A 17481-nucleotide genomic window follows, 5' to 3' on the forward strand; every position below is an offset into this window, starting at 1 on the left:
AAAGGATCATTCTATCCCAATACGCTCATCAAGTTAAAGATTGGCAAGTACATTGCTGTGACCAAACCGCCAACAACGACCCCGAGAAAAACGATGATCAGCGGCTCTAAAATCTTACTTAGGTTATCGACGGTATTATCGACCTCAAACTCGTAAATTGCAGCAATCTTGTTGAGCATGTCATCCAAACGGCCAGATTCTTCGCCAATCATGACCATTTGCAATACTAGCTCGGGGAAGACATTGCAGTTGCGCATGGCAATATACATCGGCATACCCGCAGCCGTATCTCGGTACACCTCTTCTATTGCCAATTGATAGTGCATGTTACCCGAGGTCTTTGAGGTGGTTTTTAACGCGGTGAGGATTGGGATACCGGCACTAAAACTGGTGGCAAGCGTACGGCTAAACTTGGCAATGGCGGCTTTGGATAAAACAGGGCCCAAGATGGGAATCTTTAAACTGGATCGAGCGAGCAATAGCTTGAAAGAATCAGAGCGGTTCGATATGACTTTTGAGCCGATCAAGAGACTCAAGAAACCGAGTCCAATGAAGGGACCCCAGTTTTGAGTCCAAGCAGAGAGGTCTAATACCATCTGAGTAAAAGCAGGTAAATCCGCACCAAAGCCGACAAACATCTTTTCAAATTCAGGAATGACTCGGGTCAGCATTAGGTAGGAGACACCTAGGGCAACCAAGACAACCATGGCCGGGTAAATAAGCGCTTTGATCACTTTCGCGCGTAACTGTTCGCTCTTTTCTCTGTAGGTTGCCAAACGCTCGAAGACTTGGGATAAGTTACCAGACTGCTCACCCGTTGCGATTAAATCGGTATAAAGCGGGTCAAAATGCGTGCTAGCGGTACGCATGGCTTTCGACATTGGCGTTCCGGCTTCAATAGCCCGTGTCACACTCATTAAAATCGATTTCATTTCCGCTTTTTTATGGTTCTCCGAAACCAACTTGAGTGCTTGAACGATTGGTACACCCGTCATCAGCATGGTAGCAATTTGGCGAGTAAACACCGTGATGTCTTTACCTTTGACTCTGTGGCTTAGTTTAGTGATAAAAGAAATACTGCCCTTTTTCAGTTTCTTAATTTTGATGTGCTGAGCGTCGAGGCGTTCTCTTACTTCGATTTCCGTCATGGCGAGGACATTACCTGAGGTCTTTTTGCCTGAGCTATTGATGCCTTTCCAACGGTAGTTCTTAAGTTGGGGAGTGATGGTTTTCATAAGCGGAGTGACTGCCTAAAATTTCTGAAAAAGTTAAAAGTAGAGAACGCGTTGTAATTCGCTGAAGCTAGTGACGCCTTGTTTGAGTTTTTCGATGCCAGACATTTGTAGGGTTTGCATCCCTTTGGCGATAGCGAGTTTTTCTAATTCGTGTACTGAAGCTCCTTTTATGAGCGCTTCAGATAGGGATTCATCAAACTTCATCACTTCATAGATGCCCGTTCGACCTGAATAACCGTGGGTACACTCGTTACAACCATCTGGATTGGCTTTAAAGACATGTTCTGTGTTGGTAATCCCAATATGTTGCAGTTGGGCATTTGGCTCTTGCGGTTGTCTACAGTGCGGGCACAATTTGCGTGCTAACCGTTGGGCGATGATCAAACTGAGTGAGGAGGCAAGGTTAAAGCTTTCTACACCCATGTTGGATAAGCGGATTACGGTTTCAGCGGCCGAGTTGGTATGTAAAGTGGAAAGAACCAAGTGACCAGTTTGCGATGCTTTGATCGCGATTTCTGCCGTATCGAGGTCTCGGATCTCACCTACCATGACTACATCAGGATCTTGGCGTAAGAAAGATCGCAAGGCTTCGGCAAAACCAAAACCGATCTTAGGTTGAACTTGAACTTGGTTAATGCCGGGTAAGTTTATCTCCACAGGGTCTTCCGCAGTCGAGATGTTGATCTCTGGTTTGTTAAGAATGCTTAGCCCTGTGTAAAGAGAAACGGTTTTGCCACTACCTGTTGGACCCGTCATCAAAATCATACCTTGTGGCCGACGCAGAGCATCCAAATAAAGCTGCTTCTGTTGGTCGCTATAACCAAGTTTATTGATATCTAATGCTGCAGAGCTGCTGTCGAGCAAACGCAGTACGATCTTCTCCCCAAATAGGGTTGGCAGTGTAGAAACGCGCATATCAATGGCGGTGTCTTGGTTTAACTTAAGTTTGATCCGTCCATCTTGAGGTAAGCGACGTTCAGCAATATCAAGCTTAGATAGGATCTTTATTCGGGCAGAGAGACGACGGCTTAAGTGGCTAGGTGGCTGTTGAATTTCAATCAAGATGCCGTCGCAGCGTAAACGCACTCGATACATGTTTTCGTAGGGTTCGAAGTGAATATCGGAAGCCCCTTTACGAACGGCATCGAGCAGGATCTGGTTGATATAGCGACTGACGGGCGATTCGTCTTGACTGAGATCTTCAATGTTCTCAATCTCATCATCTCCAATCTCAACCAAGCTTGCGAGCTCATCTTGGTTTATTTCTTTTAACCTCGACTTTTCCTGCCCAAGTGCTCGGCCATATAAGCGCCGAATGGCAGCGGTCAGCTCTCGAAAATCAGCCAGAACAAGTTCGACTTGCAAACCTGTTGCAAAACGAAAGTCGTCTTCGGCTTGAAGATTGGTTGGATCGGCAACCGCGAGAATCAAAGTGGATGAGGTGCGATTAAGCGGCAGAGCGTTGTGCCGAGTGATCAAATCTCGCAAACCTAGCGTTTGGCATAACGAAGCGTAATCGTATTGATTGAGAGAAGTGCACGAAAGCCCAAAAACAGAGCTTAGGTGCTCCGTTAATTCATGAGATTGGAAAAAGCCAGAATTGAGCAAAGCCTCTGGCATTGATATACCAGAAGCCTTAGCTTGCTCAAGTAACAGTTCTTCTTGGGAAAAGGTCAGTATCCCTGCTTGGCGAAGAACTGTTGAGAGGTTGGTTAGCATTTAACTTTTAGGGCAGAAGTCATTACTACCAAGATCACACGTTACAGCCCATGTAACCCCTGACATAGTTAACGTAGGCGTCAATTTAATAGTTCCGTTCTTTTTAAGACCAGCTTTACCTTTTGTTCCATCTACAGTTGCAGTAACTGTTCCTGTGATAGTCGCGGCTGCTGATGAGGTTGCAGCAGCAGTGACTGCAACGTCAGACGTTATGGCAAATGCATTTCCTGTACCCTTATCAAAGTCCTGAGCTGCGGGAACATTGGGTTGTCCAGCTGCGCAATTAGTTCCTCCACTTAACAGACAAACACCTACACCAGCTTTCATAGCTGAAGCAGTGCTGAGCATTTCAGAAGCGTGAGTTTTGTTAGTGTAATTTTGGTAAGCAGGCACTGCAAACGCAGCCAAGATACCGATAATCGCCACGACAATCATCAATTCAATCAGCGTAAAACCTTGCTGCTTTTTCTGTTTATTCGTTTTCATCTTCTTTCCTTAAGATAAATTTAGTTAATGCTTATGCATGGGGCAGAAGAGTAAAAAGAGTAGAAACAAGTGGAAACTGGAAACGAAGTGGCTCTCGAGTGAGATAAAGATCTTTGCACTGAAGTTGCATATTGCATGCAAGGTTTTGCGAGTGGTGTTATTTTTTAAGCGGATAAAAATAAAGAGCCTTGCGGCTCTTTATTGCGGTTTGAAAAGCGTAACTCTATGAGATTAAGAGAGTTAGTCTCGCTTGGTTCTCTGGAATTACTTGAAGCGCATCGAAAGATCCATCGCTTTTAGATGCTTGGTCAGAGCGCCTACCGAGATGTAATCGACGCCAGTTTCTGCATATTCAGCGATGGTTTCTAGAGTAACGTTACCTGAGTTTTCTAACGCCGCACGACCTGCGTTGATCGCGACCGCTTCACGCATCATATCTGTCGTGAAGTTGTCTAGCATGATGATGTCTGCACCTGCTTCAATCGCTTCTTTTAGCTCATCCAAGCTTTCCGTCTCAACCTCAACAGGCTTGCCTGGGTTCAATTCTTTTGCGGTAGTGATCGCTTGAGTAATGCCGCCACAAGCAATGATGTGGTTTTCTTTAATAAGGTAGGCATCGAACACACCTATACGATGGTTGAAACCACCGCCACAAGCTACTGCGTATTTAAGCGCACTACGTAGACCAGGAATCGTTTTACGTGTATCTAATAGACGGCATTCAGTGTGAGCAATTTTCTCTGCGTACTCTGCGGTAATGGTCGCGCAACCTGAAAGGGTTTGAATAAAGTTCATTGCGTTGCGCTCGCCAGTGAGCAAATCACGAGCAGGACCTGTCAGTGTGCAAAGTGTTTGGTTTGGTTCAACCTTGTCGCCATCTTTTACATGCCACTCGATGGTCACTTTGCCACCCAGTTGTTTAAATACTTCATCTGCCCATGCTTGGCCACAAAATACACCGTGTTCACGAGTGATGATGGTTGCGGTGTTAATAGCGTCAGCAGGGATAAGCGATGCGGTGATGTCTTTGTCTGCATCCAATGTGCCACCTAGATCTTCTTTTAGGGTATCGGCTACGGCGCGAGTGATTTCTAATGGAAGTTGTTGCTTAAGGTATTCTAGGCGTTCTTGGCTGTTGTGTGTGTTCTTCATCGCAAATCTTGTCTTGAAAGGGAGATGGCAACGAATGATACTCTCCGGTGTCAATAATTTCAGCAGTTAATTTGCAAAGTAGAGAGGTTGATATGTGCCTAAAAATCGAGAATGGTTGGTTGACGGAGGCTAAGCACGTCCCATCGCCATTTTTTGATGCTCGTTCTGATAAAAATGACATCTCTCTGCTGGTGGTTCACAACATCAGTCTGCCACCAGGTCAATTTGGTGGCTCTTATATAGAAGACTTTTTCACGGGCAACCTTGACCCCAATACACACCCATTTTTTGAAGTAATTCACAAAATGGGCGTTTCGGCACATTGTTTAATTAAGCGTGATGGCGAGATTGTTCAGTTTGTTTCTTTTTTAGACAGAGCATGGCATGCAGGACAATCCAGCTTCGCTGGCCGAGAACGCTGTAATGACTATTCAATTGGTATTGAGTTGGAAGGTACTGAGTTTGTTGCGTACACAGAAGAGCAATATCAATCACTTACTGCATTGACCCAAGCTGTAATGCATTCCTACCCAAAAATCACCTTGCCGAGAATCACGGGGCATCAGTATATCGCTCCCTTGAGAAAAGCCGATCCTGGTCTAAGCTTTGACTGGGTCAAGTTCCGACACCAGATAAAACGCTAACTTGTAGCGAAAGTGTAAATTCAAAAAACAGAAATAAATAAGGCATACACTCAGGTATGCCTTTTTTCGATACAAGAAATATGAGCGCTTGTTAAAAGTTAACTACATTTTGAACGCTTAAATCGGCGATCGGTGCAAAAGTGTACAGATAATTTTGTCATTTTTTGTTTTTGTTGATCAAATTTACTAGCACGCAGAGCTCCCATCTGTTTTGTTTATGTAATTGGTCATACCAATTTTATTGCCGTTTTAATAGTCGATTGTTATCAGAGTGTTGGTTGTAAGTCTGTTCTATGATTTAGGTCAATTTTTGGCTGGACAGTGGCGTTTTAATTATGTTAATTTCTGCACCATCTTAAAATTGGTATTACCAATTACCTGCAAGAGTAGAAGAACAATAAATTATGGCTTATCAAAGGATTCGTCAGCCAAAACTCTCTGATGTTATTGAACAAGAGTTAGAAAGGTTGATTGTGGAAGGAACATTGTCTCCGGGGCAGCAGTTGCCACCAGAGCGCGAACTCGCTAAGCAGTTCGATGTGTCTCGTCCATCTGTCCGTGAAGCCATTCAACGCTTGGAAGCAAAGCGTTTGCTTACTCGCCGTCAAGGCGGTGGCACATTCGTTAGCGAAAACATCTGGAAAAGCTTTTCAGATCCTTTGTTGAACTTGTTGTCGACTCACTCCGAAACGCAGTTAGACCTACTTGAATCGCGTCATGCGATGGAAGGAATTTCGGCGTACTTTGCAGCATTGCGTGGTACCGAAGAAGATTTTGCACGCATTCAAGCTTGCCTGAATCAAATCAGTGAAGAGCAAAAAAGCGACAACGTTGAAGCGGAAGCCACAGCAGTAATGCAGTTCCTTATTGCTTTAACGGAAGCGGCGCACAATGTTGTGTTGCTTCATATTGTTCGTAGCCTTGCGCCTTTGCTTGAGCAAAATGTTCTACAGAATCTAAAGCTCTTACATCGCCGCGAAGAAGTGGTCGATAAAGTAAGTAAACACAGAGCTAATATCGTGGATGCGATTGTTTCTGGTCAGCCTGAAAAGGCGCGTGAAATGTCTCACTCACATTTAGCTTATATCGAAGAAACATTGTTGGATTTGACTCGAGAAGAGTCTCGACGAGAGCGTTCTCTGCGTCGAATTCAGCAAGGTAACGATTCTTAATACAAGAACCGCTTACTTAAATAAGTAGATCCAACCAACAGAAGGATAGATCGCCATGTCTGACATGAAGCATGACGTAGATGCACTGGAAACTCAAGATTGGCTACAAGCCCTTGAATCAGTTGTTCGTGAAGAAGGTGTAGAACGTGCACAGTTTCTACTAGAAACCGTTCTAGAAAAAGCACGTCTAGACGGCGTTGATATGCCAACTGGCATCAACACAAACTACATCAACACTATTCCAGCAGCACAAGAACCAGCTTACCCTGGTGACGTAACTCTTGAGCGTCGTATTCGTTCGATTATTCGCTGGAACGCAATCATGATCGTATTGCGTGCTTCTAAGAAAGACCTAGACCTAGGTGGTCACATGGCTTCTTACCAATCAGCAGCGGCGTTCTACGAAGTTTGTTTCAACCACTTCTTCCGTGCTCCAAACGAGACGGACGGTGGCGATCTAGTTTACTACCAAGGTCACATCTCTCCGGGCATCTACGCTCGTGCATTCGTTGAAGGTCGTCTAACTGAAGAGCAGCTAGACAACTTCCGTCAAGAAGTAGACGGTAAAGGTATCCCATCATACCCGCACCCTAAATTGATGCCTGAGTTCTGGCAGTTCCCAACAGTATCTATGGGTCTTGGTCCAATTTCTGCGATCTACCAAGCGCGTTTCCTTAAGTACCTAGACGGTCGTGGTCTGAAAGACACTTCTGCACAGCGTGTATACGCATTCCTAGGTGACGGTGAAATGGATGAGCCAGAATCACGTGGTTCACTTTCTTTCGCTGCGCGTGAGAAACTAGACAACCTAACATTCCTAATCAACTGTAACCTACAGCGTCTAGACGGTCCTGTAATGGGTAACGGTAGCATCATCCAAGAGCTAGAAGGTCTATTCAAAGGCGCTGGCTGGAACGTTGTTAAAGTTATCTGGGGTAGCAACTGGGATGCTCTACTTGCTAAAGATACAACAGGCAAGCTTCTACAGTTGATGAACGAAACTGTAGATGGTGACTACCAAACATTTAAATCTAAAGACGGTGCTTACGTACGTGAACACTTCTTTGGTAAGTACCCTGAGACTGCAGCACTAGTTGCAGACATGACTGATGACGAAATCTTCGCACTTAAGCGCGGTGGTCACGAGTCTTCTAAACTGTACGCAGCTTACAAAAACGCGGCAGAAACTAAAGGTCGTCCAACAGTAATCCTAGCGAAGACTGTTAAAGGTTACGGCATGGGTGAAGCGGCTGAAGGTAAGAACATCGCGCACCAAGTTAAGAAGATGGATATGACTCACGTACTACACCTACGTGATCGTCTAGGTCTTCAAGACATCCTAACTGACGAAGCAGTGAAAGAACTTCCATATCTGAAACTTGAAGAAGGTACAGCGGAGTACGAATACCTACACGCTCGTCGTAAAGCTCTGAAAGGTTACACGCCACAGCGTCTACCTAAGTTCACTCAAGAATTCAAAACACCTGAGCTAGAAGAGTTCGCTCCGCTACTAAGTGAGCAGAAGCGTGATATCTCTACAACAATGGCTTACGTTCGTACTCTTAATATCCTGCTTAAGAACAAGAACATTGGTAAGAACATCGTTCCTATCATCTGTGACGAAGCTCGTACGTTCGGTATGGAAGGTTTATTCCGTCAGATCGGTATTTACAACCCGCACGGTCAGAACTACACACCTCAAGATCGCGACATCGTTTCTTACTACAAAGAAGCAACTTCAGGTCAGGTTCTACAAGAAGGTATCAACGAACTAGGTTCAATGGCTTCATGGGTTGCAGCAGCAACGTCATACAGCACGAACGATCTACCAATGATCCCGTTCTACATCTACTACTCAATGTTTGGTTTCCAACGTGTAGGTGATATGGCGTGGATGGCTGGTGACCAACAAGCTCGTGGTTTCCTACTAGGTGCTACTGCTGGTCGTACAACGCTAAACGGTGAAGGTCTACAGCACGAAGATGGTCACTCGCACATCATGGCGAATACAGTTCCTAACTGTATCTCTTACGACCCAACATTCGCTTACGAAGTTGCAGTAATCATGCAAGACGGTATCCGTCGCATGTACGGTGAGAACCAAGAGAACGTGTTCTACTACCTAACGGTAATGAACGAAAACTACGCAATGCCAGCAATGCCAGAAGGCGCTGAAGAAGGCATCCGTAAGGGTATCTACAAGCTTGAGTCTTACGCAGGTGACAAGTCTAAAGTTCAGCTAATGGGCTCTGGTACTATCATGAACGAAGTACGTAAAGCCGCGACTATCCTAAGCGAAGAGTACGGCATCGCATCTGACGTGTTCTCTGTAACATCGTTCAACGAGCTAACTCGTGACGGTCAAGACGCAGAGCGTTACAACATGCTTCACCCAGAAGCAGAAGCAAAAGTACCTTACATTGCACAAGTTATGGGTACTGAGCCAGCAATCGCAGCGACTGACTACATGAAGAACTACTCTGAGCAAGTTCGTGCGTTCATGCCTTCTGAGTCTTACAAAGTACTTGGTACTGATGGTTACGGTCGTTCTGACAGCCGTGAGAACCTACGTCGTCACTTCGAAGTTAACGCGGGCTACGTAGTTGTTGCAGCTCTTACTGAACTAGCGAAACGTGGTGATGTTGAGAAGTCAGTCGTCGTTGAAGCGATTGCTAAGTTCAACATCGACACTGAAAAAACAAACCCACTTTACGCTTAATACAGCGCTTAACTAGAAGGTAAATAAGCAATGGCAATCGAAATTAATGTACCTGACATCGGTGCGGATGAGGTTGAAGTTACTGAGATTCTTGTAAGCGTTGGCGACAAGGTTGAAGAAGAGCAGTCTCTTATCACTGTTGAAGGCGACAAAGCTTCTATGGAAGTTCCAGCGTCTCAAGCAGGTATCGTTAAAGAAATCAAAGTAGCAGAAGGTGATTCTGTTACGACTGGTTCTCTAATCATGATTTTCGAAGCTGAAGGTGCCGCTGCAGAAGCGGCTCCTGCGGCAGCTCCATCAGTTGAAGCAGCACCAGCAGTTGAAGCAGCACCAGTTGCAGCTCCTGCAGCGGCAGAACTGAAAGAAGTTCACGTTCCAGATATCGGTGGCGACGAAGTAGAAGTTACTGAGATCATGGTTAAAGTTGGCGATGCAGTAGAAGAAGAGCAGTCACTTCTAACTGTAGAAGGCGACAAAGCTTCTATGGAAGTACCAGCACCATTTGCAGGTACGGTTAAAGAGATCAAGATTGCTGAAGGTGATTCAGTAACAACTGGCTCTCTTGTGATGGTATTCGAAGTAGCAGGCTCTGGTGCGCCAGTAGCAGCTGCTCCTGCAGTTGAAGCGGCTCCAGCAGCAGCTCCTGCGGCATCCGGAGCGCCGGCCGCAGCCGAAAAAGAAGTTAACGTTCCAGATATCGGCGGTGACGAAGTAGAAGTTACTGAGATCATGGTTAAAGTTGGCGATACAGTAGAAGAAGAGCAATCTCTAATTACTGTAGAAGGCGACAAAGCTTCTATGGAAGTACCAGCACCATTCGCAGGTACAGTCAAAGAGATCAAGATTGCTGAAGGCGACAAAGTAACGACTGGCTCTCTAATCATGACTTTCGTTGTGGAAGGCGCAGCACCTGCTCCTGCGGCGGCTCCAGCTCAAGCGGCAGCACCTGCTCCAGCAGCAGCTCCTGCACCAAAAGCTGAAGCTCCAGCGGCGGCAACTGCAGCGAACGATTTCCAAGAAAACAACGAATACGCACATGCGTCTCCAGTTGTTCGTCGTCTAGCTCGTGAGTTTGGCGTAAACCTATCTAAGGTTAAAGGTTCTGGTCGTAAGAGCCGTATCCTAAAAGAAGACGTTCAAAACTACGTGAAAGATGCGCTTAAGCGTCTTGAGTCTGGCGCAGGTGCAGCAGCAGCATCTGGCAAAGGCGACGGTGCAGCACTTGGTCTACTGCCTTGGCCAAAAGTTGACTTCAGCAAGTTCGGCGAAACTGAAGTTCAGAAGCTGTCTAAGATCAAGAAAATCTCTGGTGCAAACCTACACCGTAACTGGGTGATGATCCCTCATGTTACACAGTGGGATAACGCTGACATCACTGAGCTAGAAGCATTCCGTAAAGAACAGAACGCAATCGAAACGAAGAAAGACACTGGCATGAAGATCACTCCTCTTGTGTTCATCATGAAAGCGGTAGCGAAAGCACTAGAAGCGTTCCCAGCGTTTAACTCTTCACTTTCTGAAGATGGCGAAAGCATCATTCTTAAGAAGTACGTGAACGTAGGTATTGCAGTAGATACGCCAAACGGCCTTGTTGTTCCAGTATTTAAAGACGTGAACAAGAAAGGCATCTACGAGCTATCTGAAGAGCTAATGGCAGTTTCTAAGAAAGCACGTGCAGGCAAGCTTACAGCAGCTGATATGCAAGGCGGTTGTTTCACAATCTCTAGCCTTGGCGGTATCGGCGGTACAGCGTTTACACCAATCGTAAACGCGCCAGAAGTTGGTATCCTAGGTGTATCTAAATCTGAAATGAAGCCAGTGTGGAACGGTAAAGAGTTCGAACCACGTCTACAGCTTCCACTGTCTCTATCATACGACCACCGTGTGATCGATGGTGCAGAAGGTGCACGCTTCATTACTTTCCTAAACGGTGCACTATCAGACATTCGTCGCCTAGTACTGTAATATAGAAAGTAATAGTTAAGGTGGCTTTCGGGTCACCTTACTTCTTTATATAAAAGACTATTTTTAGACGACAATTTCTCACATCGTTCAGAATCTGAAAGATGAATTGTTGTCTAGCTCACAGGCTAACTTAAAGCTGCTTTCACACTGTTAACATCTCTGTAAAATATTGACCGTTTGAAAGCCTAATAATTTAAGAACATCTACTCAGCCTGTTAGGGATAATGACTACAAGAGGTCACAATGAGCAAAGAAATTAAAGCCCAAGTTGTTGTACTTGGTTCTGGTCCTGCTGGTTACTCAGCTGCATTCCGTTGTGCGGACTTAGGTCTAGAAACAGTACTAGTTGAACGTTACAGCACTCTTGGCGGTGTATGTCTAAACGTTGGTTGTATTCCATCTAAAGCACTTCTTCACGTTTCAAAAGTTATCGAAGAAGCGAAAGCGATGGCTGAGCACGGTGTTGTGTTTGGCGAACCACAAACAGACATCAGCAAAATCCGTATCTGGAAAGAGAAAGTTGTAAACCAACTGACTGGCGGTCTTAGCGGTATGGCTAAGATGCGTAACGTTACTGTAGTAAACGGCTACGGTAAGTTCACAAGCCCTAACTCTATCCTTGTAGAAGGCGAAGGCGAAGCAACAACGGTTAACTTCGACAACGCTATCATTGCTGCGGGTTCTCGCCCAATCAAACTGCCATTCATCCCGCATGAAGACCCACGTATTTGGGATTCAACGGATGCGCTAGAACTGAAGGAAGTACCAGAAAAACTGCTTATCATGGGTGGTGGTATCATCGGTCTAGAAATGGGTACGGTTTACCACTCACTAGGTTCTAAAGTAGACGTAGTAGAGATGTTTGACCAAGTTATCCCAGCTGCGGATAAAGACATCGTTAAAGTTTTCACTAAGCGTATTAAAGACAAGTTCAAGCTAATGCTTGAGACTAAAGTAACTGCAGTTGAAGCGAAAGAAGATGGTATCTACGTTTCAATGGAAGGCAAAAAAGCGCCAGCAGAAGCTGAGCGTTACGATGCGGTTCTTGTTGCTATCGGTCGTGTACCAAACGGTGCGCTTATCGATGCTGAAAAAGCTGGTATTGAAGTGGACGAGCGCGGCTTTATCAACGTTGATAAGCAAATGCGTACTAACGTTCCTCACATCCACGCAATCGGCGACGTAGTTGGCCAACCAATGCTTGCTCACAAAGGTGTGCATGAAGGTCACGTTGCTGCAGAAGTTATCTCTGGTAAGAAGCACTACTTCGATCCTAAAGTTATTCCTTCAATCGCTTACACTGAGCCAGAAGTGGCATGGGTTGGTAAGACAGAGAAAGAAGCGAAAGCAGAAGGCATCAACTACGAAGTGGCAACATTCCCATGGGCAGCATCAGGTCGTGCAATCGCGTCTGACTGTGCAGACGGTATGACTAAGCTAATCTTCGATAAAGAAACTCACCGCGTAATCGGTGGTGCTATCGTTGGTACTAACGGTGGTGAACTACTTGGTGAAATCGGCCTAGCTATCGAGATGGGTTGTGATGCTGAAGATATCGCACTAACTATCCACGCTCACCCAACTCTACACGAGTCTGTGGGTCTAGCTGCTGAAGTATTTGAAGGTTCAATCACTGACCTTCCAAACAAAAAAGCAGTTAAAAAGAAAAAGTAATTTTTCTTGAACGTTGAATGATAAAAACCGCTGATTCGTCAGCGGTTTTTTTATTGGAAGAAAAGAATACTGTGCTTGGAGATTCGGGAGCGCTACGCTTTATAAATCGAGAGGAGGCTATTGAAAGAGACCCTGCTCTAAAAGGAGTTGACGGAATTTGTCCCTCGAAAGACAAAATAAGCTCGCTTCTCGCTTCTCGCTTCTCGCTTCTCGCTTCTCGCTTCTCGCTTCTCGCTTCTCGCTTCTCGCTTCTCGCTTCTCGCTTCTCGTTTCCCAAAAACAAAAAAGGCCGATACTTAAGTATCAGCCTTTGTTTTAAGCCTAATTATTTTTAGTGATGTTCACGGTTGTAGATGCACAGCATATCTAGGTAAGCGCTAACGAGCGTTGATAGCTCAGCTTCGCTCTTAGAGCGGTTCGCTTGTACGAAGATAGAGTAGCAAATACCGTGGAACAGATTCGCCAAATGTTCCGGTTCATGTTGGTCACAAACTTCACCACGTTCGATCGCTTTGATGAACATGTTTTGCACCAATAGTTGGTTTGTGCGGTTTGTGGTCACGAATAACGGCCATACTTCATCACGTGTCGATGCGCTCCATTCGAACCAAACCTTCAGCCAATGGCAATCTTGGCTTACTAGCTCAATCATTGCATTAGTGATGTTGGCGATGTTCTCGCGTGCATGGATGTCTAAGTCGATGTTATCAGACAAGAAGTTCGAGAATTGACGAACAACGTGGTTCAGAACTTCATCCACTAAGTCTTCACGAGTAGGGAAGTAGTTAAATACCGTCGCAACAGAAACTTGAGCGATCTCTGCAATATCCGCGTGACCACCACGACCAATGCCGCGACGAGCAAACACTTCAAGAGCGATTTCCATCAGTTGCTGTTTACGTTTTAGAGGGGAAAGCCTAGTACGAGGTCTCTTTGCTATTGAGTCCATATCCATTTTCCTTGCCATTTGAGTTGATGTTTTGGGGATGATCCCCTAATTGATTATTTTAATAGTTGCTTAAAGCATTGATGAGTGTAATGGTGCATATGTGCAAGGTCAACATCTGATGCGTAATTTATAGACAGTAATGTCATTATTGATGTTTCATTCAACTAGATAAGTTCTAAAATTAAGACTTTCATCCAAGAATTCAATGGAATGGGAAGCGGCTTTTAACCCATGGTGCGGGGTGTTACACTACACGCCGCAAGATAAGGTGATCGTTTGCGTACGACCAACCTCAACCCACAAAGAAAATTGAGCACAGTATGAAACATACAATAGAAGTGATGATTTCTGAGCAAGAAGTTCAGGAACGTATTCGTGAATTAGGCAAACAAATTACTGAACGTTACCAAGGTAGCGAAGATCTGGTAATGGTTGGTTTGCTGCGTGGTTCATTTGTATTTATGGCAGATTTGGCACGTGCAATCGAACTGACTCACCAAGTCGACTTTATGACCGCTTCTAGCTACGGCAACACAATGGAAAGCTCTCGTGACGTGCGTATCCTGAAAGACCTAGATGACGACATCAAAGGCAAAGACGTACTGATCGTAGAAGACATCATCGACACAGGTAACACGCTAAACAAGATCCGTGAAATCCTATCTCTACGCGAGCCTAAGTCTATTGCGATTTGTACATTGCTAGACAAGCCGTCACGTCGCGAAGTTGAAGTGCCAGTTGATTACGTTGGTTTTGCTATTCCTGATGAGTTCGTTGTTGGTGTGGGTATCGACTACGCTCAGAAATACCGTCACCTACCGTTCATCGGCAAAGTGGTACCTCAAGAGTAATCATTACTCTTTTGCAAAGAATACAAAAACGCCCGTTAATCACTTAACGGGCGTTTTCTTTTATTCAGTCTGGCTGATACTTCTCAACTCATCGACACAGTAGTTTGTTATCTGTGTTCAGGATAGTAGAGAGTGCTTTTTGGTAAGACGCTTCCACCGTTTCTTTCGAGTTTGAGCGAATGCCCAAGTACTCTAAGCGTCCATCTTCAATCCCATATACCACGCCATGAATCTCTACGTCTTGCCCACGCTCCCATGCGTTTTGCATGATGGTCGAGTTACCCAAGTTGTAAACTTGCTCTGCAACGTTGATTTCACCAAGTTTGTCAGCTCGGTCCTCAAGTGGCATTTGGTCTAGGTAAGGGCGGTGTTTGAAGTAAAGATCACGAATGTGAAGTAGCCAGTTGTTGATGAGGCCAAGTTGAGGATTATCGATTGCAGCGTTGACGCCGCCACAGCCATAGTGACCACAGACAATAATGTGCTTCACTTTTAATACGTCGACCGCGTATTGCACCACAGATAGGCAGTTTAGGTCGGTGTGGATGACCTGGTTTGCAACATTTCGGTGAACAAATAACTCGCCCGAGAACAGCCCTGTTAGTCGCTCTGCAGGAACACGACTGTCTGAACAACCAATCCATAGAAAGTCGGGCTTTTGACCTTCCGCTAGTTTTGCGAAATATTCTGGGCGATCAGATTTGATTTCTTCTGACCACTTAGAGTTATTTTCGAATAATTGTTTAATTTCCGGCATCTGACATCTACTTCCCTAAAAATTAAAAAAACCAACCACTCACCAGTGCTTATAAAGCGATCAGCGCTGTAACTATACACAATGTTACAATTTCGATCCCGTTAAATATTCATTCAAGATGACTCATCTGACTAGTTCTCGCTGTGAAAATCATAAAATATGCAGACATCATTCAGTATGCGAATAAGCCTAGCAAATTCGTGGTTTTATTGTGTTTTTTTCTTTGTAGAAATATTTGTTAGATTGATGGCATTTTGTCTTTTTAATGCAGGGAGCAAATTCAATGTTCGGTAGTCGCTTTAAGGATATCAACTTGAAAGGGGATCTGTTTGGTGGCGTCACCACGGCCATTATTTCACTTCCTCTTGCGTTAGCCTTTGGTGTCGCTTCTGGTGCTGGCGCAGAAGCAGGCTTATGGGGCGCGATCATGGTGGGGCTTTTTGCTTCGCTGTTTGGTGGCTCAAACACCCTGATATCGGAACCAACCGGTCCAATGACAGTGATCATGACCGCCGTACTGACCAGCATGATGGCCAAGTACCCTGAAACGGGGATGGCAATGACCTTTACCGTTGTAATGATGGCGGGGGCATTCCAGATTGTGCTCGGTACATTAAAGCTCGGTAAGTACGTTACGCTGATGCCTTACAGTGTCATCTCCGGCTTTATGTCGGGTATCGGTGTCATTTTGATTATCTTGCAGCTTTCGCCCCTGTTAGGCCATGCCGCGCCCTCTGGTGGGGTTATCGGGACGTTATCGGCACTGCCAGACACCATTTCTAACCTGAAGTTTAGCGAGTTGTTTTTGGGCTTGCTGACGCTAGGTATCCTGTTTTTCTTCCCTAAGCAGTACCGTAAATACGTTCCAGCTCAGTTAGTGGCATTGGTTGCCGTCACCTTGCTTTCGGTCATCCTATTTGATGCTGAAGATATTCGCCGAATTGGTGAAATCCCAGCAGGTTTGCCGTCTTTAGTTGTGCCGCATATTGATCCTGCGATGTTTACCGAAATGGTCATTGATGCCTTAGTGCTGGGCACATTAGGTTGTATTGATACCTTGCTCACGGCTGTTATTGGTGACTCTTTGACGCGTAAAGAGCACGACTCAGACAAGGAACTGCGCGGTCAAGGTTTGGCGAACATGATCTCTGGTCTGTTTGGTGCACTGCCTGGTGCTGGCGCGACAATGGGAACCGTAACCAACATTCAAGTGGGCGCTCGCTCGCCCCTATCTGGTGTGATTCGTGCTTTGATTTTGGCGCTGGTGGTATTGGTTGCAAGTGGGTTAACCGAGCCGATTCCGATGGCTGTACTGGCGGGTATTGCGGTGTATGTTGGCTTTAACATTCTTGACTGGAGCTTTATTCAGCGCGCACACAAGGTCAGTTTCCCAGGCATGGCCGTGATGTATGGCGTAATGCTATTAACGGTGTTTGTTGATTTGATTGTCGCCGTTGGCCTTGGTGTATTTATCTCTAACATCATCATCATTGAACGTTTAAGCCGTGAACAAGCACGCCAAGTTAAGGCGATCAGTGATGCGGATGAAGACGATGTTCCGCTGACTGACAGTGAGCGAGGGCTGTTAGACAGAGCCAATGGAAAAGTGTTGTTCTTCTATCTTTCTGGGCCAATGATTTTCAGCGTTTCTAAGGCGATTTCGCGTCAGCACTCCAGTATCTCGGATTACGAAGTGATGATTCTCGATCTGACGGATGTCCCTATGATTGATGTGACCGTTGGCTTGGCGCTAGAGAACGCCATTAAAGATGCTTTGGATGCAGAGTGTGAAGTTTATTTACTTTGTCCAAACCAACGTACGCGTGAGCAGTTAGAGAAATTCCACGTGATTGATTTGGTACCTGATGAGAACACCTACAAGTTCCGCTACGAAGCATTGAATGCAGCGGTAAAACATGTAGAAACCGATGAACATCAAATGCTAACCATGTAGTCTAAGTGACTTATTTAAAAGCGCTACCAGAGAGATTTGGTGGCGCTTTTTGGTAAATGGAATCGAGGATTTATAGTTATTTCTAATTTTATAGAAAGGTTTATTTGTATTCATCGTTATTCAACGATAAACTAATTCAACTTCAGAGCAATACCGCTTTCGACTCTTGAGTCGCTATCAATGATCCCCACGGTATTGGCATTC

The 17481-nt window shown here is 45.3% G+C and carries 13 protein-coding genes; 7 read left to right on the forward strand and 6 right to left on the reverse strand.

Annotation, left to right across the window (positions count from 1 at the left end; translation table 11 throughout):
- Positions 1–11 precede the first annotated feature (11 nt).
- The 4 genes from A9237_RS11295 to nadC all read right to left on the reverse strand — a co-directional run bounded on the left by A9237_RS11295 (position 12) and on the right by nadC (position 4592).
- Entirely contained in the window at positions 12–1235 is a 1224-nt protein-coding gene (locus A9237_RS11295; RefSeq protein WP_078608192.1) for a type II secretion system F family protein, read from the reverse strand.
- Positions 1236–1268: 33 nt separating this feature from the next.
- Complete coding sequence (gene pilB / locus A9237_RS11300) at positions 1269–2954, reverse strand: type IV-A pilus assembly ATPase PilB (RefSeq protein WP_078608193.1); 1686 nt, start codon at positions 2952–2954, stop codon at positions 1269–1271.
- Positions 2955–3440, reverse strand: a complete 486-nt coding sequence (locus A9237_RS11305; protein WP_050905229.1) for a pilin — start codon at positions 3438–3440, stop codon at positions 2955–2957.
- 264 nt (positions 3441–3704) lie between these two features.
- Positions 3705–4592, reverse strand: a complete 888-nt coding sequence (gene nadC / locus A9237_RS11315; protein ID WP_038896785.1) for a carboxylating nicotinate-nucleotide diphosphorylase — start codon at positions 4590–4592, stop codon at positions 3705–3707.
- A gap of 92 nt (positions 4593–4684) precedes the next feature.
- Here nadC and ampD point away from each other — a divergent pair, with 92 nt between their 5' ends.
- The 5 genes from ampD (at position 4685) to lpdA (ending at position 12766) form a co-directional block, all read left to right on the forward strand.
- Complete coding sequence (gene ampD / locus A9237_RS11320; RefSeq protein ID WP_038896786.1) at positions 4685–5236, forward strand: 1,6-anhydro-N-acetylmuramyl-L-alanine amidase AmpD; 552 nt, start codon at positions 4685–4687, stop codon at positions 5234–5236.
- A 404-nt stretch (positions 5237–5640) separates the two neighbouring features.
- The gene (pdhR, locus tag A9237_RS11325) at positions 5641–6408 is read left to right on the forward strand and encodes a pyruvate dehydrogenase complex transcriptional repressor PdhR (RefSeq protein WP_078608195.1); all 768 of its coding nucleotides are present in this window, start codon (positions 5641–5643) and stop codon (positions 6406–6408) included.
- A gap of 55 nt (positions 6409–6463) precedes the next feature.
- Positions 6464–9127 (forward strand): pyruvate dehydrogenase (acetyl-transferring), homodimeric type, encoded by a 2664-nt coding sequence (aceE, locus tag A9237_RS11330; protein ID WP_078608196.1) that lies wholly within the window; start codon positions 6464–6466, stop codon positions 9125–9127.
- Between the two features lie 30 nt (positions 9128–9157).
- Positions 9158–11092, forward strand: a complete 1935-nt coding sequence (aceF, locus tag A9237_RS11335) for a pyruvate dehydrogenase complex dihydrolipoyllysine-residue acetyltransferase (RefSeq protein ID WP_078608197.1) — start codon at positions 9158–9160, stop codon at positions 11090–11092.
- Between the two features lie 243 nt (positions 11093–11335).
- The gene (gene lpdA / locus A9237_RS11340; protein ID WP_005438019.1) at positions 11336–12766 is read left to right on the forward strand and encodes a dihydrolipoyl dehydrogenase; all 1431 of its coding nucleotides are present in this window, start codon (positions 11336–11338) and stop codon (positions 12764–12766) included.
- Between the two features lie 331 nt (positions 12767–13097).
- On the opposite strand, the gene opaR is transcribed toward lpdA, so the two are convergent.
- On the reverse strand, positions 13098–13715 hold the full coding sequence (gene opaR / locus A9237_RS11350) for a transcriptional regulator OpaR (protein WP_009707563.1): 618 nt from the start codon (positions 13713–13715) through the stop codon (positions 13098–13100).
- A gap of 320 nt (positions 13716–14035) precedes the next feature.
- Here opaR and hpt point away from each other — a divergent pair, with 320 nt between their 5' ends.
- Positions 14036–14566 (forward strand): hypoxanthine phosphoribosyltransferase, encoded by a 531-nt coding sequence (gene hpt, locus A9237_RS11355; RefSeq protein ID WP_005439354.1) that lies wholly within the window; start codon positions 14036–14038, stop codon positions 14564–14566.
- Between the two features lie 88 nt (positions 14567–14654).
- Here hpt and can read toward each other — a convergent pair whose 3' ends face one another.
- Positions 14655–15323 carry a carbonate dehydratase gene (gene can, locus A9237_RS11360; RefSeq protein WP_005439355.1) on the reverse strand — a complete coding sequence of 223 codons (669 nt, stop codon included), beginning with the start codon at positions 15321–15323 and terminating at the stop codon, positions 14655–14657.
- A 283-nt stretch (positions 15324–15606) separates the two neighbouring features.
- Here can and A9237_RS11365 point away from each other — a divergent pair, with 283 nt between their 5' ends.
- On the forward strand, positions 15607–17277 hold the full coding sequence (locus A9237_RS11365) for a SulP family inorganic anion transporter (RefSeq protein ID WP_020196604.1): 1671 nt from the start codon (positions 15607–15609) through the stop codon (positions 17275–17277).
- Positions 17278–17481 lie beyond the last annotated feature (204 nt).

Source organism: Vibrio owensii (genome assembly GCF_002021755.1).
Lineage (GTDB): Bacteria > Pseudomonadota > Gammaproteobacteria > Enterobacterales > Vibrionaceae > Vibrio > Vibrio owensii.